Origin of the sequence: Neoalteromonas flava, from assembly GCF_002807685.1 — a bacterium.
Lineage (GTDB): Bacteria > Pseudomonadota > Gammaproteobacteria > Enterobacterales > Alteromonadaceae > Alteromonas_E > Alteromonas_E flava.
This window is the reverse complement of sequence record NZ_PEAX01000003.1, coordinates 274,681-293,643: the sequence shown is the minus strand read 5'-3', so window position 1 is coordinate 293,643 and position 18,963 is coordinate 274,681. Positions and strand designations below refer to the sequence as shown.

The 18,963-nt window shown below is 46.4% G+C and carries 20 protein-coding genes; 5 read left to right on the top strand and 15 right to left on the bottom strand.

What is annotated here, in order from left to right; translation table 11 throughout:
- Window positions 1–9: 9 nt before the first annotated feature.
- Genes CSH92_RS07350 through CSH92_RS07340 form a run of 3 tightly spaced genes read right to left on the bottom strand, consistent with a single transcriptional unit; the run spans window position 10 to window position 2,990 of the window.
- Window positions 10–1,038: a phosphotransferase family protein gene (locus CSH92_RS07350; protein ID WP_100656973.1), complete on the bottom strand. Its 1,029-nt coding sequence runs from the start codon at window positions 1,036–1,038 to the stop codon at window positions 10–12.
- Between the two features lie 6 nt (window positions 1,039–1,044).
- The gene (locus tag CSH92_RS07345; RefSeq protein ID WP_100656972.1) at window positions 1,045–2,268 is read right to left on the bottom strand and encodes an acyl-CoA dehydrogenase family protein; all 1,224 of its coding nucleotides are present in this window, start codon (window positions 2,266–2,268) and stop codon (window positions 1,045–1,047) included.
- 20 nt (window positions 2,269–2,288) lie between these two features.
- Window positions 2,289–2,990 carry a histidine phosphatase family protein gene (locus tag CSH92_RS07340; RefSeq protein WP_100657471.1) on the bottom strand — a complete coding sequence of 234 codons (702 nt, stop codon included), beginning with the start codon at window positions 2,988–2,990 and terminating at the stop codon, window positions 2,289–2,291.
- A 247-nt stretch (window positions 2,991–3,237) separates the two neighbouring features.
- Between CSH92_RS07340 and hemN the strand changes: the two genes are divergently transcribed.
- Entirely contained in the window at window positions 3,238–4,602 is a 1,365-nt protein-coding gene (hemN, locus tag CSH92_RS07335; protein WP_205662138.1) for an oxygen-independent coproporphyrinogen III oxidase, read from the top strand.
- 20 nt (window positions 4,603–4,622) lie between these two features.
- Entirely contained in the window at window positions 4,623–5,561 is a 939-nt protein-coding gene (locus CSH92_RS07330) for an alpha/beta hydrolase (RefSeq protein ID WP_100656970.1), read from the top strand.
- A gap of 1 nt (window position 5,562) precedes the next feature.
- On the opposite strand, the gene CSH92_RS07325 is transcribed toward CSH92_RS07330, so the two are convergent.
- The 8 genes from CSH92_RS07325 to moaB are packed head-to-tail and all read right to left on the bottom strand — an operon-like array spanning window position 5,563 to window position 10,148.
- Window positions 5,563–5,937, bottom strand: coding sequence for an MmcQ/YjbR family DNA-binding protein (locus CSH92_RS07325; protein ID WP_100656969.1), 375 nt, complete (start codon window positions 5,935–5,937; stop codon window positions 5,563–5,565).
- Window positions 5,938–5,945: 8 nt separating this feature from the next.
- Entirely contained in the window at window positions 5,946–7,049 is a 1,104-nt protein-coding gene (locus CSH92_RS07320) for an ATP-binding cassette domain-containing protein (protein ID WP_100656968.1), read from the bottom strand.
- The gene (modB, locus tag CSH92_RS07315) at window positions 7,040–7,720 is read right to left on the bottom strand and encodes a molybdate ABC transporter permease subunit (protein WP_100656967.1); all 681 of its coding nucleotides are present in this window, start codon (window positions 7,718–7,720) and stop codon (window positions 7,040–7,042) included. The genes CSH92_RS07320 and modB overlap by 10 nt, the downstream gene beginning before the upstream one ends.
- Window positions 7,704–8,459, bottom strand: a complete 756-nt coding sequence (modA, locus tag CSH92_RS07310) for a molybdate ABC transporter substrate-binding protein (RefSeq protein WP_100656966.1) — start codon at window positions 8,457–8,459, stop codon at window positions 7,704–7,706. Before modA ends, modB begins: the two co-directional genes overlap by 17 nt.
- A complete protein-coding gene (locus tag CSH92_RS07305; protein ID WP_100656965.1) occupies window positions 8,453–8,905 on the bottom strand; it encodes a molybdenum cofactor biosynthesis protein MoaE in 453 nt (150 codons plus the stop codon). The genes modA and CSH92_RS07305 overlap by 7 nt, the downstream gene beginning before the upstream one ends.
- On the bottom strand, window positions 8,905–9,159 hold the full coding sequence (locus tag CSH92_RS07300; RefSeq protein ID WP_164084684.1) for a MoaD/ThiS family protein: 255 nt from the start codon (window positions 9,157–9,159) through the stop codon (window positions 8,905–8,907). Before CSH92_RS07300 ends, CSH92_RS07305 begins: the two co-directional genes overlap by 1 nt.
- Window positions 9,152–9,628, bottom strand: coding sequence for a cyclic pyranopterin monophosphate synthase MoaC (moaC, locus tag CSH92_RS07295; protein WP_100656963.1), 477 nt, complete (start codon window positions 9,626–9,628; stop codon window positions 9,152–9,154). Before moaC ends, CSH92_RS07300 begins: the two co-directional genes overlap by 8 nt.
- A gap of 1 nt (window position 9,629) precedes the next feature.
- Window positions 9,630–10,148, bottom strand: coding sequence for a molybdenum cofactor biosynthesis protein B (gene moaB / locus CSH92_RS07290; protein ID WP_100656962.1), 519 nt, complete (start codon window positions 10,146–10,148; stop codon window positions 9,630–9,632).
- A gap of 143 nt (window positions 10,149–10,291) precedes the next feature.
- Between moaB and CSH92_RS07285 the strand changes: the two genes are divergently transcribed.
- Window positions 10,292–11,416 (top strand): M14 family metallopeptidase, encoded by a 1,125-nt coding sequence (locus CSH92_RS07285; RefSeq protein WP_100656961.1) that lies wholly within the window; start codon window positions 10,292–10,294, stop codon window positions 11,414–11,416.
- Here the strand turns inward: CSH92_RS07285 and CSH92_RS07280 are convergent.
- Window positions 11,405–13,837 carry a zinc-dependent metalloprotease gene (locus tag CSH92_RS07280; protein WP_420807504.1) on the bottom strand — a complete coding sequence of 811 codons (2,433 nt, stop codon included), beginning with the start codon at window positions 13,835–13,837 and terminating at the stop codon, window positions 11,405–11,407. The two genes, CSH92_RS07285 and CSH92_RS07280, sit on opposite strands and share 12 nt — an antisense overlap.
- A 122-nt stretch (window positions 13,838–13,959) precedes the next feature.
- Here CSH92_RS07280 and CSH92_RS07275 point away from each other — a divergent pair, with 122 nt between their 5' ends.
- Window positions 13,960–15,423, top strand: a complete 1,464-nt coding sequence (locus CSH92_RS07275; RefSeq protein WP_100656960.1) for a glutamate-cysteine ligase family protein — start codon at window positions 13,960–13,962, stop codon at window positions 15,421–15,423.
- Entirely contained in the window at window positions 15,420–16,490 is a 1,071-nt protein-coding gene (locus CSH92_RS07270) for a M14 family metallopeptidase (RefSeq protein WP_100656959.1), read from the top strand. Before CSH92_RS07275 ends, CSH92_RS07270 begins: the two co-directional genes overlap by 4 nt.
- A gap of 339 nt (window positions 16,491–16,829) precedes the next feature.
- Here CSH92_RS07270 and CSH92_RS07265 read toward each other — a convergent pair whose 3' ends face one another.
- From CSH92_RS07265 to CSH92_RS07255, 3 genes are read right to left on the bottom strand one after another with little or no spacing between them, the layout of a single operon-like run.
- Entirely contained in the window at window positions 16,830–17,354 is a 525-nt protein-coding gene (locus CSH92_RS07265) for a hypothetical protein (protein WP_124916936.1), read from the bottom strand.
- 21 nt (window positions 17,355–17,375) lie between these two features.
- Entirely contained in the window at window positions 17,376–18,131 is a 756-nt protein-coding gene (locus tag CSH92_RS07260; RefSeq protein WP_100656957.1) for a hypothetical protein, read from the bottom strand.
- Between the two features lie 56 nt (window positions 18,132–18,187).
- Window positions 18,188–18,604 (bottom strand): GNAT family N-acetyltransferase, encoded by a 417-nt coding sequence (locus CSH92_RS07255; protein ID WP_100656956.1) that lies wholly within the window; start codon window positions 18,602–18,604, stop codon window positions 18,188–18,190.
- Window positions 18,605–18,963 lie beyond the last annotated feature (359 nt).

Sequence of the window (18,963 nt, the reverse complement as noted above, 5' to 3'; positions counted from 1 at the left end):
TAATTATCCTTATTTGATCAGTGATACTGCGTGAGCAGCCAAAGGGCGCATCATCGCTTCTAATGAGGCCGCTTGTTTATTCGACGCATTGCCCATCTTGGCGCGCTTAACTACCCCTTGCACAATCGCTGCGAGACGGAAAAAGCTAAATGCCAAGTAGAACGACCAGTTGTCGATCGTATCGATCCCGCGGCGTTGGCAATAACTTTCGATATAATCCTGCTCTTCAGGGATCCCCAATGCTTTACGGTCTACACCCCCCAATCCCGGCGCATGGCCAAGGTCTGAAGGTAAACGCAGCTGCATACATTGATAAGCTAAATCCGCAAAGGGATGGCCTAAAGTGGATAACTCCCAATCCAGTACGGCAATCACTTGGGGAGCGTCCGCAGCAAAGATCATATTGTCCATACGAAAATCACCGTGTACCAACGACACTTGACCATCATCATCTGGCAGGCTTACCCCTAACCAATCGATTAATGCTTCAATATCTTCGATATGCTCAGTCTCTGCAGCACGGTATTGCTTAGTCCAGCGTTCATATTGACGGGCGAAATAATTGCCCGGTTTGCCATAGTCTGACAAACCAACCGCGTCGACATCGACATTGTGCAAATCAGCTAATGTTCGATTCATGGCATCATACATTGCTGCGCGTTCGCTGTTTGAACTTATCTCAGGCAACGCACTGCGCCAGAATATGCGCCCTGGCTTATATTCCATCAAGTAAAACATTGCACCAAGCACTTCAGGGTCGGTACACAGATGGATAGCGTTGGGTACGGGCACCGCAGTATCACGCAGCGCTGATAAAACCGTAAATTCTCGGTCAACAGCATGCGCAGATTTGAGCAATTTACCCGGAGGCTGTCGGCGCAAAACGTACTTACGCTGTGCTTGTGTTTCCAGCAAAAAAGTTGGGTTAGATTGACCACCACTGAACTTTTCAGCATGCGTGACTGCGCCGATAGCGACATCCGTTGCAGCCAAATATGCATTAAGTTTCGACAATGAAAGCAATGGATCATTTTGCATTTTTGACTAGCCTGCTTTTGCGTTAGTTTCGGCGATTAAATTACGCCCCAATTGCATCATATGCACTTGATCAGGCCCGTCAGCAAGTCTTACCGTGCGAGCATAGGCATAAGCGGCAGCCAACGTAGTATCCTGACTGGTGCCCATAGCGCCGTGCATTTGGATCGCATTATCGATCACTTCACAGGCCATCTTCGGGGCTACTATTTTGATTGCGGCGATGATGTTTTTTGCTACTTTATTTCCGTACTTATCCATGCTGTCAGCGGCTTTTAACGTCAATAGTCGCGCCTGCTCTATATCACAATGCATCTGCGCAATGGTTTCTCGTACGGATTGTTGTTTACTCAACGGCTGACCAAAGGCAATGCGCTGCTCAACTCGCAGACAGGCTTCATCTAGCGCACGCTGAGCTACACCAATCAAACGCATACAATGGTGAATACGGCCCGGCCCTAGACGCCCTTGAGCGATTTCAAATCCTTTACCCTCGCCGACTAACAAGTTCGTCGCAGGCACGCGTACATTGTCAAACACAACTTCAGCATGCCCAACGGGTTCATCATAGAAACCCATGGCAGACATTGGCCGCACAACTGTTACGCCAGGCGTATGCATTGGAACCAAAATTTGACTTTGCTGCTGATGACGCGCAGCGCTAGGGTCAGTTTTTCCCATCACGATCATGATTTGGCAGTTTTCATTCATTGCACCGCTGGTATACCACTTACGGCCATTGATCACATATTCGTCACCTTCGCGCTTTATCATGGTTTCAATGTTTGTAGCATCAGATGACGCGACCGCAGGCTCTGTCATGGCAAATGCAGAGCGAATTTTGCCTTCTAATAAGGGCACTAACCATTCGGCTTTATGCGCCTCAGAACCATATTTTGCTAACACTTCCATGTTGCCAGTGTCAGGTGCACTGCAATTAAAAATCTCAGCACTCCATGGGACTCGCCCCATAATTTCGCATAGCGGTGCATATTCAAGATTGGTCAACCCAGCCCCATAAGGTTTGTATTCCTCGGGCAAAAATAGGTTCCATAGCCCTGCGTCTTTCGCCTTTTGCTTCAAGGACTCCATCAGCTCTGGGGTACGCCAACGGTTGTCATTATTTTCCACCGCATGGATATATTCTTGCTCGATAGGATATACATGCGTGTGCATGAATTCGTTCAATTGCTTGATACGCGCTTGCGTGGCCTCGGTATAATCAAAATTCATAGTGGCTCCGATTGTTTCGATTAACTATAGCTAATCGCCGACTTTTTGCTGGGTGATTCCAAATGCGGAATGGCGTTAAATTGATGCAAATGCGCACCGCCTTGATTTGCGTAAATCTTCGATACGCTGGTATTTCTAATCTGTAAGTTAAGGTTGACCATAGTGGCCGCATTGGCGCCCAAAACCTGGCTAACCATCATGGCAATAGCACCGCCCGACGTCGCCATCAGGATCCGCTTGTGGGGGCTTGCAATCGCTTTTTCCAATACATCCATTACACGAGTTTGAAACCCTTGCCATGATTCTGGCAAGGCTTGATTGTCCAGCTCGCCTTGCGACCAGGCCAGCATTGACTTACGTAATAACCGATAAAACTCTTCTGGCTTTGCCCCCTGAGACGGCTTATCCTCTGGGTTCAGCCGTAAGTAGCCATCTGCAACGGCTTGGAAGTCAAACTCGTTTAAACCGGGGTGTACGTCAATGTGGCTTAGGTGGTCGTATTCATTGCCTGCAGAGACCTGACCCAGCCCCTGCAAAAAACCCTCCGCCGTTTCACGATGACGCAACATATCGCCTCGCCAAATCGCATCAACTGCGGTTTGATTTTCGCCAAAGTGCTCACCCAACCAAATGGATTGCTGGATGCCCAACTCACTTAATTTGTCGTAGTCAGCCTTGCCGAATGAGGCCTGACCATGGCGCACTAAAATAATTTCTGCCATGCGTTTAATCATCAATGAATTATTATTGTTCGATGGTAGGGGAAAACCGCCCTATAATTGTAATTGATTCTATTGATGAATTTTTATTACACAGGCGAATAGTTGTGAGTGTTCAATCATAAGTAAGATTAGCAACTAGGCAAGCTCGTAAAAAAGGTGAATAAAGCGGCGTTTTATTGAATGAGATCAAAGTTCGCTAGTTAAGGCAGGGGTAAAGTATTGGCTCGATATCGAGAGGATTCAGACAGTGCCAAACTTATTTGATGCCAACCTATTAAACAAATACAACACCAGTGGCCCGCGCTACACCTCATACCCAACTGCCCTCGAGTTCAGCTCTGAGCTCCCAGACAATCCTCTACACCATGCCATGTTAACTAGTGCGGGAAGTGATTTATCCTTGTATATCCATATCCCGTTTTGTCATCAGCTATGCTATTACTGCGGCTGTAACAAAGTAGTCACTCGCCATCAACATAAGGCTGATCGCTACCTTGACTATCTGGCCAAAGAAATCGCTTTAAACCACCAGTGGTTTAGCCTTCAACAGATCAAACAATGCCATCTCGGTGGCGGTACCCCTAGCTTTCTTACCCCTGAGCAAATGACGCGGCTCATGGCATTATTACGACAGCACTATAGATTCGCAGACGACTGTGAAATCAGTATTGAAATTGACCCACGCTCCGTTGAGCCTACCTATTTAACCACACTAAAAACCCTAGGCTTTAACCGTATCAGTATTGGTGTTCAAGACATAGAGCCGGAAGTTCAGCGTGCGATCAATCGTCTTCAGTCTACTGAGCATGTCGCCCAGCTAGTGAGAACTGCAAAAGATTTAAGCTTTGATTCTGTGAATCTAGATTTGATCTACGGTTTGCCACACCAGAGCACCGATTCGTTTAAACGTACAATTGCAGCGGCCATTCAGATGGAGCCAGAGCGGATTTCGTTATTTAGTTATGCGCATCTTCCTGAGCGATTTGCGGCCCAGCGGAAAATAAAATCAGACTGGTTACCAGTGCCCGCAGCAAAATTTGAACTCATGAAGTTAGCCATCGAAAAGCTAACCTCACAGGGATACAGTATGATTGGTATGGATCATTTCGCCAAACCGAATGATGAATTGGCGCTGGCCCAGCAACGAGGTTGCTTACATCGCAACTTCCAAGGCTATACCACTCAAGGTGAGCTCGATATGCTTGGGCTTGGTGTTTCATCGATTAGCTTCATGGGTGACTGGTATCTGCAAAATGCCAAAACACTGAATGACTATTATGCGGCGTTGGATGCGCAACACCTAGCCATAGAAAAAGGCGTTGGGATCAATAATGACGACGCCATTCGCCGTGCTGTGATCATGGCACTTATGTGTAACTTGCGCATCGACTTTGCGGCCATCGAACAAAACTATGAAATCGTATTCAATGAGTATTTCGCGAAAGAGCTTGCGCTACTAGCGCCCTTTGTAGAAGATGAGTTGGTTGAAATTCGTGCTGATTCTATTGTAGTCGCCGAGCATGCACGATTACTCATTCGGACCATTTGTATGGTGTTTGACGATTACCTTGGATTAGCTAAAAACTATCAACGGTTCTCACGCGTGATCTAATTACTCAAACGAGGCGTCCCATGCACATACTGCTGCACCGACTAATCATTGTTAGTGTACTTGTAATGTCTCCTGCGACCGCTAGTGCGCAGCAAGATAACGTCAGTGCAGGTCGTCTTGATACCTACACCAAATTGCACTCTGAGTACGTGCCAACGCGCCGTGTGCAAGTCTGGCTCCCTGAAGACTATTCAGCTGAGCGAAAGTACGCAGTGCTGTACATGCATGATGGTCAAATGCTATTTGACGCGACCGTCACGTGGAATAAACAAGAATGGCGAGTTGATGAAGTTGCAGCTGAGTTGCAAGCGTCACAGCAAAGTAAACCGTTTATTGTAGTGGGGATCGATAACGGTGGAGAGCAACGGCGCTATATTGAGTATCTGCCACAAAAGCCCTATCAACGATTGCCGTTAACGGATAAGCAACATTTGTTCATGCCTTACTTGGCTGAGTCTCCGAGCAATATTGAAAGCATTATTCAATCCGATAATTACCTTAAATTCCTTGTTACTGAACTTAAACCCTTTATCGATAAAACCTATTCCGTACATACTGATCGAGCACATACGTTCATTATGGGTTCAAGTATGGGTGGCTTGATATCACTGTATGCCTTGGGCGAATATCCTGAGATTTTTGGCGGTGCTGGCTGTATTTCAACGCATTGGGTGGGCGGCTCTGCAGAACAAACCAATGCCATTACGGCAGAATTTATGCGGTATATCGCCGAAGACCTGCCCGCACCGGGCTCACATAGGATCTATTTTGATTATGGTGACCAAACGCTCGACGCCCACTATCCACCGTTGCAAAAGCAAGTGGATGCCATTATGCAGCAGAAAGGATTTACGCCTGCACAATGGCAAACTCTGTTTTTTCCCGGCGCCAATCATAGTGAGGACGCGTGGCAAGCGCGCTTGGATAAACCGTTGCTATTTCTCTTGGGTCAACACTAAATCACTCTCCGGCGACAAGCGTAGCTTGTGTTTTCTTAGGCAATTTAGCCACCACTAGCGCATAGGAATTGTCAATCAGGCGAATGACTTCGCTACGGGCGATCTCAAACTCTGGATAGACCGAAATCCAGTGACGCTTATCCATATGATAGCCTGGAGTAATTGCTGCATAAATGTCGCACAATGCTGCAGCTTCGACCGGATCGCATTTCAAATTGAGCATCAAGCGATCATTGTGCCTAACTAACAGGGCAAACATTTTGTTAGCAACTTTGAAAACCTCAACATCCGGTCCAAATGGATAGTCTAGTGTCGCCTGCGGTTTGCTAAGCAGGTACTCGCGCCACTGCGCTGGGCCGCATGCAGCATTATTCATAAAGAATCCTAAAAATACGCTTGAAACGTATCACCTATTTGTACAGCCAAATTTTGTACCACTGTATTTGACTGGATACTGGGCAACATACGCACCTGCCCCGCTAGATTAAATTCCAGCGTCACCAGGCAATTCTCTCGAGGCATTTGCTCGATCCCATTAATCCTGACTTCGAGCCGATTTAGTAAGCTAACCGCAGATAATCGCTCGCGCGCAATTATAAGTTTATCTGCAGGGATCAGAATTCTTGTTGACCCACTAGCTGTCAAATAATCAGTACTGTGCAGTTGTGTTTTTCCCAGCGTAAATGTGCGCATGTTTAGGCAAGTGTCATTTGCTGATCCCGTCTGCTCTTGTTGCTGATCTTTCGATGCTTCCGCAGTTGCAACTTTTAGCGTGCAAAATAACAGTTCTGGCTGGTGTAAAAACGTTTCTTTGTCAAATTGCTTTGCTAGCGCATAGCTCAGTTTATCCGCTTCTACTTGTAACCCTAGTAAGCCATTGTCGATCTGCCAAATCTGGTCGCTGACCAAGGTCAATTCACGGATATCATGCGACACCATTACGACCGAAATTCCACGCTCAGGCAATTGTGCTATCACCTTTAGAATGCGACGCCGCAACCGCTTATCCAAGCCAGTTAGGGCTTCATCAAGCAATAGCACATCAGGTTGATTCAATAGTGCCCGAGCCATCGCGACACGCTGCACTTCACCACCAGACAACGTATCTACCGATTGTGAGAGAAGATGTCGGATGGCAAACCAATCCAGTAACTCTTCATAATTTAGTAGCGCACTACCTGGGTCTGAGCTTACTGATTTTGCATGTTGCTGGGCAAATCTCAGGTTGTCGGCCACATTTAAATGTGGAAATAACTGCATTGACTGAAACACAATACCCACACGCTTCCCGTGATCGCGAAGCGTTTTTGCCGTATCACCTTGATAGCACGTTAACCCGCTTTCTAAACCCGCAAGGCAGCGCAGAAAACTGGACTTACCCGCACCCGATGCACCAAATACGCCAATAACACAGGGCTCCTTTGGAAACTGGGTTGCAACAGTAATGATTGGTTTCGACCCAATCTGCCAATGAAAATTTACATCCATGATCCTACCCGCCGCTTTTGTAAGCGGTACAGTAAAGCTAGGAAGATCATAGAAAACAGCAATAAAATAAAGGCTAATTGATGGGCCTGTTGATAATTCATCGATTCCACATGCTCGAATAAAGCGATAGAGACCACGCGGGTTTCACCTGGAATATTGCCGCCGATCATCAGTACCACGCCAAATTCACCGACGGTATGGGCAAAACTTAGCCCCGCAGCAAGAATAAATGCTGGCTTCGTTAACGGCAGGATCACTTTTCGCCAACGCTGCATTGACGTGAGTTGCATGGATTTCGCCACATCAATAAACTGCGGATTGAGTTGTTCAAAAGCATTCACTAAGGGCTGCACGGCAAAGGGGAGCGAGTAAAACACAGAGCCAATAAGTATGCCGGTAAAACTAAAGGCCAGCGTATTACCGCTGACCGAGACCCACCACTCACCCAGCGCATACTGTGGAGAAAACGCCACTAACAAGTAAAAACCCAGCACCGTGGGTGGTAGCACTAGCGGTAGGGCAATTATTGCATGCACGATTGGCTTAGCGGGGTGGCGCCAATGGGCTAACCACCACGCAAGTGGCGTTGCAATGATAAGCAATATCCCTGTTGTCATTGCCGCTAAATAAAGCGTTAACGCAATCGCCTGCCAGTCAAGGCTGTCCATCATCGACTCCATCCGGGACGCTAGTAAGTGAACTCAACGCATTTGCGCGCACAAACTGAGCAAACTCAGCTGCTATCACGGGTAGTTGAGTACGCTTTAAGATCACCATCTGTTGCTCAATCGGCGCATAAAATTGCGGCGGAATGAGCACGCTTTGCGATCTATTTGCAATTAAATGGTCGGCAACAAAGCCGCGAGTTGCATTTCCCGAAGCGATAAATTGCATAGCTTGCATCACGTTATTCGCAGTCACCAGTGGCACGGATGTTACTGCCACATCTATACCTACATGCTGCAGCACTTGCATTGCAGCTATCCCATAAGGCGCTAGTTTGGGATTCGCAACGACCAAAGGCTCTCCATTGGTGAACCACTTTTTTAAGGCTAAAGGCGATGTATCTACCGGCAAGTCATTAGTTGACCAAATAGCCAGTTGACCGACTAAATAGGTATATCGACTACCGGCAACTGTCATACCTTGTTGTTCTAACTTTTGTGGCCGAATGCTATCTGCCGAGAGAAAAAGATCGTAGGGAGCGCCATGCAGGATTTGGGCATACAGCGCCCCACTGGCACCCGCTGCGATGGTGATTGGTTGCCCCGTCTGTTGGGTAAAAGTGTGTGCCAGTTGTTCAGCGAAAGGATGGAAATTTGTTGCTACAGCAACCCGCAGGGGCTGTGCATTTGCGATAAAACAATAAAAAACCGCACAGAGTAAGCAATATCGCCATACCGCTACCATCGTTTAGCCGCTTCTTTATCACGTTGTTTCATTTCAACCCACTGCCATTCCCCTTGGCAGTTTTGCTCCTTTTTCCACAAAGGTACATCAGTTTTCAGGCGGTCCATAACAAACTGCGCACAATCAAAGGCAGCTTTTCGATGTGGGCTGGCAGTCCCAACAAACACGATTTGCTCATGCGCATGGATAAGGCCTACGCGATGGATGAGCATCAACTTCTCGACTGCAAAACGCTGAGTTGCTGAAACCGCCAGCGATTCAAGTGAGGCCTCAGTCATCCCAGGATAATGCTCAAGCTCAATTGCCTGTATTTGTTGCTCTGGGCTGTAATCTCGTGCCACACCGGTAAAAGTAACGATTGCACCGCAGCCCCCGGCTTGACGTAACTCTGCATACAGTGCGCTAATGTCAAAATCTGCATGTTGCAGCCGAACAGTATGCACCATCAACCTCCGGTTACCGGCGGTAAAAATGCCACTTCATCGCCATTATTCAACGCATGTTCAAGACCGACCAATTGATGATTCACTGCGCAAAGTGTGTTTTGCGATTTCACCATTTCAGCCAAGCGTGGAAAATCTTGGTAAAGTCTATTGAGCACATCCTGTACCCTGCTATTCTGTGCGCATTCGACGTCAATAGCGCTTATGCCTAGTTGTTCACGAAAGAAAGCAAAAAATTTAACTGTAACCTTAATCACTAACACTCCAATGGCCGGTTTTACCACCACGTTTTTCCAGCACTCGAATCCCCTCAATGCGCATATCCGCTTGCAGGGCTTTACACATATCAAACAGGGTCAACGCGGCGACGCTAACCGCCGTTAAAGCCTCCATTTCAACGCCTGTTTTCCCGGTCAATCGGCACACACTTTCAATCCTGATCCGGTTGTTTTCAGTGTCTAACGAAAAATCTACACCAACCTTAGTCAACGCTAGTGGATGGCATAATGGGATCAGGTCACTGGTACGTTTCGCCGCTTGAATACCAGCGATTCTGGCAACACTAAGTACATCGCCTTTGGCAAGAGATTGCGTAGCGACTGCAGCTAACGTCTCTGCGTGCATATAAACAAAGCCTTCTGCGCGCGCTTCACGCACAGTTTCGGCTTTATCCGAAACATCAACCATATTAGCATTGCCTTGCTGATCCAAATGCGAAAACGGCATCTCAATCCTCCCTACCCAATTTTTTAACACCTAAATGAGTCACAAAATTACACGGTCGATGGGTACTGTCGAGTTGTGCTTGAATGATTTGTTCCCAACCGGTTTTGCACGCTCCCGTTGAACCCGGCAAACAAAATATGACGGTATGGTTAGCAAATCCTGCTAGCGCACGAGATTGAATGGTTGATGTACCAATTTCATGATAAGAAATCGCCCGAAACAATTCGCCAAAACCTTCCACCTCTTTATCAAACAAAACCTTAACCGCTTCTGGTGTTGAATCACGCCCACTAAATCCGGTGCCACCATTAACCAGTACAGCATGAATGTTTGGATCAGCAATCCATTGCGATAACACCGCTCGGATAGCATAGATGTCATCCTTTACAATCCTTTTATCAACACATTTATGCCCCGCTTGTTGCGCAGCAGTTTGCAAGTAACCTCCTGACGTATCGGTTTCCTCATCACGTGTGTCCGAAACTGTCAAAACCGTTAGATTAACTGGTGTCATTGGCATATAGATCCTTTGTACTTGTGCATGAGGTTGTACCTTATTGCGCCTTTAGACTCAACCGGTCATTAAAAAAACGAAGGACTCATGACGTTGGCCTGAAAGCCAAGTAATATTCGATGTATCCACCCTCATTAGGACCCTAAAGTTTGATAAATTCATTCAGCAAAGACTATTTAGTTGTGGCGCAAAATGCTTCTGGTAGAAATATGCAAGTGCCGATTTACCGTTTTCGCGGCCAGCAATCTGGTCCTAAGGTTTATATTCAGAGCTCTATCCATGGCGCGGAGGTTCAGGGCAATGTCGTTATTTACCATCTCATTCAGTGGCTGCAACAGAACCCTATCTGCGGTGAGATCATTTTAGTGCCAAATTGCAATCCTGTCGGCACTAATATTAAAGCGGGAGAGTACACGCTGGGTCGTTTCGACCCGGTGAATGGGACGAATTGGAATCGCGGTTATCATTATGATCAAGCAAGTGTTCTGGCATTTGCATCGACAGTCACCAAAGAAGAATCGATAGCTTCTATCAAGCAACGCTTCCGCACATTTCTAACCGAACAACTTGATCAAAAACTCAATAGCGAATGGGGTTTAGGACTGGCCAATCAGCTTAATTTGAAGCTGCAACAATTGGCACTGGATGCAGATATCGTGCTGGATTTGCATAATGGTCCGGTATCAACACGCCATATTTATATTCCTGAATACGCAGCGGATGCTGCGCACGCATTTAACATACCGCACATCATTTATATGCCAAATAAGTTTGCCGGAGCGCTCGATGAGGCGACCTTTTGCCCCTGGTGGACACTGGCAGAAACCCTTAGCAAAGAGCACAAACGAGCCGTTGAATTTGCGGTTGAAGCATTCACCGTTGAAATGGGCTCACAAGAGGTGGTTAATTTTGCTGAAGGAGAAGAAGACGCTGAGAGTATTTTAAGTTACCTCAATAGCAAAAACGTCTTACTAGAGAGCACAATTTCGCCTAAATCAATGCCGCGCTACGTTACCCATTTACACAACTATAAAACCCTTTATACGCAACAAGGAGGCATGGTTGAATACTGCGTACCACCGGGTAAACAAGTTAAGCAAGGCGAGTGTTTAGCCAAAGTTCTGAATGTTGATGAGTTAGACAATGAACGCGCAGTGGAGCTGATTACAGCTCCCTGCGACTTGATTGTAATATTGCACTTTCCATCAGCATCGGTACTCAGTGGTACTCAACTGTACAAATGCTTTACCCAGTTTACCCTTTTAGATGGGTGAGCCTGGTGGCATGCGCATTGGCACAAACTTACCGTGCCATTCGCCGGTTTGCCAAAATTGCTGCAAACTAGCCAGTAATCCTTGCGCTAACGGTTCGTCATCATTACGTTGTAGCCAGCGAGTAAACTCGCGCAACTTTGCTTCTAAAATAAAACGGTTTTCCGGGTCTAGCCCTGCATCTTGCATGCTTGTGACCAAAGCATTGATAACCAATAATCGCACGCGTACATTGATGCCCTGAGCCTGTGACTGAGATACATTTTCCGTTGCTCGGATCCGGCGTTTCCACGTTGCTTCAATAATCGCATCAATGACATCAGTCACCGCTGGCAATTGATTATCATCTGCATGCTGCCAGGTGAGTCGATTTAACCGTTCAGGTGTCAACACGAGTGCGAGTGTGTTTGCCGCACTCGCTTCAGCCGCGGCTAATGGGTCAAACATTCGCCCAGTTCTTCCTTGGAATGATTCGCGTGAATCCTGGCTGCCATAGACTTTTGGAATGAGTAGTTTGTTAACATGTTGAGGGATAGCTAAAAACTCTGGTGCCAACGTATCTAATAACGCATTTAACGCTTGATATTGGCGTGCTGCTGCAACGGGCGCTTGGCCTTGTGCCGGAACTGTACTTTTAACCTCATACTTATACTCTATGCCACCTAATAGCTTAACCACTGCATCTACTTGATAGCGGTGAGCAAAATACAGCGGCGCCAAGTATTCTTCCAAAGCAGAAAGCGGTGTTGTCGCGGGGATCGTATCTAGGCCGAACTTGCGCAAGGCATAATCACGCACTTCGATAATGCGCGACAACTCTGCAATAGCATCTGCCCCATTATCCCATAGATGTCCGTCAGCACTAGGATGGCGAGCGACTCGGGAGTCCGGATCAGATTTGTAGCGCATACCACTGGCCTGCGCCTTAGCAATAGTTTCTGCTAGCCCCGCTGCCTCTGCCTCGGCGGTAGTGTAGTCCTGATAGCCGTAGGCAATCGTGTGAAAATCCCACTTACCCATCCCAACCGCATAGGCATTCTGCAAGGATATTTTACCATCCACCAGCTCTGCTTGTGGGTGCGGATAATCCATGACTGAATCACGGCCCGTTTCACTGGCGGCAAAGTTATGTGCAATCCCTAAAGTATGGCCCACTTCGTGTGCAGATAACTGGCAAATACGCGCCAATGCCATATCAAGCTGAGCTTGAGTATTTGTATTGCCATCAGCAAATGGACTAGTTAGCCCAAGGGCGATTAAATAATCTTGTCTTACGCGCAATGAGCCTAAGGTTACATGCCCTTTAATAATCTCACCGGTACGCGGGTCAATAACGGATGAGCCGTATGACCAGCCGCGTGTAGCTCGATGGACCCATTGGATCACATTGTAGCGCACATCCATTGGATCAGCGTCAGCAGGTAAAACTTTAACCTGAAACGCATCTTTGTAACCAATCGCGGCAAAGGCTTGATCCCACCATTGCGCGCCCTCACGCAGGGCTGACATTACAGGCTCTGGGATCCCCGGGTCAAGGTAGTAAATAATCGGTTCTTTCGCTGCACTTTCAGGTGCATTTGGGTCAACCTTTTCTAAGCGATGTCTAGGAATGTACTGCTGCTCCATGGATGCTGTCAGTGGCGCAGAGTAATCCATAAAGCTATGCTCCCAAAAACCACTGAATGGATGAAACTCGCGCGGCGTGTAATTGGCATCTGGAAGTTCAATAAAACTATGGTGTGAATGCACCGAAATGATTTCCGCATCCGGAGAAACTTGGCGTACATACTCCCCCGGCTTTTTGCCCGCAAAGGTGATTAAGGCTTCTAACTCAGTATTTTTAGGAAAGGCTTTACTGCGTGGCAGATACACACCACTGCGCTTAGCATCAGGTTTGAATTGACCTTGTTTAGTGCTATCCAACCGGTTGGCGATACCGTGGATATCACTGAGTAAAAAGTCGGTGTAATCCACTAACACCTGCGCGTCCGACTCAGCAACAATGGTTAACCCCGCGATAACAGAGTCGGCAAAAGCCTCATCAATGCTGGCCTGTTCGGCGAGATTTGAGGAGGATGCACGAAATGCCGTGTTTAGCTGCTTGAGTAATACCTGTTTACCGTAGCGTTCAAATTCAACTAGCCGCGTATCACCTAACTGCCCTCGGTCAAGACCAATATCATTCGAGCCAACACCTTGCGGTAGACTGCTTTGAAACAGCATTTGTTGATCAAACTGGTTAATCTGAAGGTAAAGTTTTCCTTCACTGGGATCGTAATAAAAAGGTACAAAGCCATCTTGATGTTGCATTCCGGCAGTAAATTCCGCGATGCTTTTTGCCAACAAGGCGGGACTGATTAAAAATAAACTCAGAACGAATAACCACTTTTTCACGCAAGACTCCAATACATTGAGTTGGGTAATGACTGCTAGTATGACAAGCAAAGGGCATTTAATACAATGCCATCAACGGAATTGATCCATGTCAAAAAGAAACCATACAAAACCTATAGGCTACAACATAAATAACGGTGCAAAGTTTTTCTATGGGTCAGTCAATTCATCATCAAGCGTTTGCGCAAGAACACTACCAAGCCTTTCACCGCCGTTTGGAGACCGAGCTTGCATTGCTTAAGCCTTTATTAACTGACAGCCAGTTTGACAAATCAGCTCCATCACTTGGCGCTGAACTGGAAATGTATTTGGTTGATAATCAATGGTTACCCAAACCTTGCAATCAGTGGCTGCTGGACCAGCGCAACAGTGATTTGGTGCAGCCAGAACTTAATCAGTACAACCTTGAGTTTAACCTTGCCCCAGTAAGTACCCAAGACCGCGCCCTTACCGCACTGCATGATCAGCTAGAAGAAGAGCTTGCTGCACTGCGTTCAATCGCTTACACATCTGATACCCAAATCGTTCCTATTGGCGTATTACCCACTCTCGATGAACGGCATTTAAGCCGTGAATTTTTGACTAATCGCCCTCGCTACCACGCGCTATCAGAACAATTGAATCAACTCAAAGGTTCGGCATTTGATGTTGATATCAATGGCCTCGACAGCTTAAAGATGCGCACCAATGAAGTCACTTTGGAGGGCGCAAACACATCTTTTCAAGTGCATCTGCGAGTGCAGTCTAGTCGCTTTACAGAACTGTTTAATGCCGCGCAGTTAGTCACTCCGTTGGCGCTAGCATTAGCGGCCAATTCGCCCCTACTCATGGGCAAACGTTTGTGGCATGAGACTCGGATCGCACTATTTAAACAATCTATCGACAGTCGCAATCACGATTCCACCCGCTGGCGGCAACCCGCTCGAGTTAACTTCGGTCATGGTTGGTTGCGCCAATCGGTGCTTGAAATATTTGCTGAAAACATTGCACTTTACCCGGCCTTGTTACCACAGCTACCCGATGACTCTCCACCCGATGCTTTTAAAGCTATTCAAATGCATCAGGGCACAATCTGGTCATGGAATCGTCCGGTATTAGATATGGGTAAAGACCCGCACTTACGCATTGAGTTTCGCGCCCTTCCTGCAGGGCCTAGTAATTTAGATATGATTGCCAATCTGGCACTCCTCGTGGGCCTTACCGTTGGACTCAGTCACAACATCGACAGTTATATCAACAAACTGCCATTCGAATATGCCGAGTTCAACTTCTATCGCGCCGCTCAGCAGGGTTTAAAAGCTAATATTCTCTGGCCACAACAGCACCAACATCAACTGACTGAGCGCAAGCTTAGTGATGTAGTCGCTGATTTACTACCCACTGCGAGTGCAGGCCTGCAAGAGCTAGGCGTGGCTGCAGACGATATTAAATTATACCTTGGCATTATTGAGCGCCGCTTAGCAGCACAACAAACGGGTGCAATTTGGCAACTCACCGCTCTTGATACCTTAACAAATACAATGAATCAAGAAGCAGCTCTCAAAGAGTTGATCAAGCAGTACACGTTAAACAATATTGCTAACCTACCCGTGGCTGATTGGGACCCTGTAAAGTGAGAAGCGCTAAGTCCATTTACGTTCAAGCAGCAGATTCACTCAGCTATAACAGTGTTGCGCAATTTTTAGCCGAACTCAAAGGCCCATCTGCGTTTTATTTTCAAGGGCGTGATCCCGATCGCCGTTGTCGCATTATCACCACATTGCTGCACGCCAATGAACCCAGCGGATTTAACGTTCTGCATAAGTTTATCCAGGACGGTTTTCAACCGTTGGCAGACACGTACTTCGTGGTTGCGAGTGTGGCTGCCGCGCAACTTGAGCCAACTTTCAGTCACCGTATTTTGCCCGGGGAGCGCGATCTAAACCGCTGTTTTAGACCTCCCTATCAGGACTTCAATGGCCAGCTCGCCAAGTCAATTATTGATTTTATCGTCTCAAAACACCCTGAGCTTGTAATCGATATGCATAACACGTCGGGAAATGGCCCCATTTTTAGCGTCGCCACGCGTTATCAGCAGGAGCACCTAGCTTTAGGGTCCTTTTTCTCGCGTTGGCTCGTGCATACCGATATTGCGTTAGGAGCGCTCATGGAAGTGCCCTTTGCCTGTCCTATAATTACCGTAGAAGCAGGCGGTGCTCATGAGCCTCAAGCCGATTTTAATGCATATAACGGACTCACGAGTTTATTGCTTAGTGCGCAACCTTTTACCCAACAACAATCCATCGATGTATTGCATCAACCCATTCGTTTTCGGCTCAGTGCAGACAGTACCCTCGCCTATTCCGACCGCCCCGTTTTTGGGGTAAATGTGACTTTGGAGCAAAGTATTGAAAATGCCAATTTTGGCGTTGTCGATGAGAATACGCGATTGGGTTGGACGGATCTTGACGGCCTCGACCACTTTGAATTACACGGCTGTGATACCCCCATTGAACAATACTTTAGTGCTGAAAGTGGTGAATTACGACCGCGCCAACCCATGAAGTTGTTTATGGCGACGACGCAAGCTGATATTGCCAAAAATGATTGCATTTTTTACTTTGTTGATACCGAGCGTCATGCCCACTACAAAATTGCTTCCCCGCCGCAACAAGACCATAACGCGCTGAGTGAAAGTTATTAGCAGAACCTTGAGCAAGAATCTAACTTGGCGAATTCCAGAATTGTTTTTTAATAGTTAGTATACATTGTTCAATTTGCCGCTAACTCAAAAAGACAACTTCCTACCCGTCATCCTCGAGTAATCGAGGATCTCCTGAAGACAAGGAGCCGACATTCGCATTTTTTGATATGTAGTATTGGATGATTGCGGATTTAGGGCTTTCGCAACTTCAGATATGAATGATCACTTTGCTTTGTGAGCGGACGGTCGAGAACGCCTTACTAATGGGCCAAAATGCTTGGCTAAAATTAGCGACGAAGGAGCACAAGCCAAGCGTTTTGCGTCCTTTTGAGTAACTTGTTAGGTTGCGATTGAATCCCATTTTTCAATAACCATTGCACGCCAGTCTTTATCTAGTATGTTTTCTGAAACAAACTCCAAATAAAAGTCTACATCTCTATCAATTTGGTCGTAAGTAACATCAATAATCGAATACAACGCTCTAGCTAAGTGAGAATATAAAATACTAAATGTACAAACACCGTTTTCAATAACTTGAAACTTTGAAATAAATGGAAAGGGCTGTGAATGTTTAAACTCTAATTCCGATATACTAGTGTTCCAATTTTTATTGCCAGCGGAGAATATAATGTTGTCTTTTTCTCTGTAGATCGCAAAGTTTACTCTGGAGCCAAAAATCCTCTTCTCGCTATGGGCAAATCCCAAACAAGGTTTATCCATGTTTTTAGCGTTGCTCAAGTTTATCGTTTTCGCTCGACCTGTTTCAGAGTTAAACTCGATCAGCTTACGTTCGTGAGTCCAATGATTTAGCAACATCTTCCCTAGCAACCTAACGCCTTGGTAAGGTGCGCCGCCAGGCGTCACCTTGAACAACTTGTTATGTGATTATTCATTAATATGCCCACATTCTACAAGCAACCTAGATGCAGCTTGTTCTATACTTTCATCTGCAGTTACCTGGTAAGAATCCCAATACCCAGGCACAAAGTCTTCAATATCTTTGGACAGGCCTGCTTCCATTAGTTTATCTAGCAAGACGCACATTGCTTCTTCATTACCATGAAAACAGAAAGATGACATTTTTCTGTATGGTAGATACAAGCTTGAATCTGAGGCTATTCTCTCACGAACGAATTTCCCTACATTTTGGTAACCGCCAGCCCAGGGGTTCCCAATTTGGCCAAAAGCATCCGAGATAGAGAATAGCCCTTTAGTTGGAACATTAACGGGTAATATATTTACGATTAATTTAGCTGGCGATACATCAGAAATTCCTAGCGACTTTGCAAAGTGGTAGTCGATATATGGCTCGATCCAATAATCCTTAAGATCACTTATGTTGGCTTTGCTAACTTCAAGGTAGTGTTTCCTACCGTCTTTTACCACATAGCTTTGAAAAGCATCTGTCCATTTTGGCAGATTTTCACCGCTCAATTTACTAAACCATGAAGCTTTATAGCCATAGAGATAGATATATTCTGCTGAGCAAAGGAAATCAGAAAGAAAGTTTTCGTATACTGTATCAATGCCAACCCAACCATCTTCCGAGTAATAAGCTTGGGATATGCAACCAAATTGATTTTCGTGCGCCGCTAGGTTTTTATAAGCCAAGCTAAAGATTTCTTTCCTTCTATCGCTCACTTTTCACCTTTCTCACATAACGTCGCAATCACGCGCTTGTCGCGTGCATTGCTTTGTTAACTGCGGATGCTCAATTCACGATCAAGCACCCAGCAACGTGGATTATGCTCAAAGCCGAGGTGCTCATAATACTGATTGGCTGCTGGAGCGGCTAAGAGTATGAGTTTGCATTTTGGTCCAAGCTGCTCTTGAGTCAAAATTTGGAGCTGCTTACCAATACCAGATCGTTGGCACTCTAAACTTACGGCCAGATCCGATAGGTAGCAGGCATAGTGAAAATCCGTGACGCTTCGGGCGATACCGACAAGCCGATTACTATGCCAGGCACTAACGATAAGGTTGCTATTTAAAAGCACCCCCTCCATGCACGCCCTATCGTCTATAGGACGGCGCTCACCCAGTGTCGATGCTTTTAGGAGCTCTACAAATTGGTCAGTTCCTATGGGCTCATTGATTTTGTATTCGATGCTCATAAATTCCTTGGCCAGTTAACAATTTAATAGTGCGCAAGTTGCGCGTTTTCCTACCGAGCCTGTGCTCGTTTTTATCCATAGTGCCACGATTACCAAGTTCCTGAAAGTCAAAGAATACAAAGGATACCAAACAATTCCGCGATTTTCATTTTGGACAAAAACGCGCGATTGGGTCGTTTTCCTGACTATAGGGGCAAACGGCTGTTTAAAACGGTCAAAACAAAAAAATATTTCTGCTTAGCATCACTAAGCAGACGTTCAAAAGCATTGAACCGGCCACCATCAATTAGGAGCTCCGTAGCAGGCATTTTAGAAATATCTGGATGTCTGAAATACGTACACAGCAGATCCTGACTTTC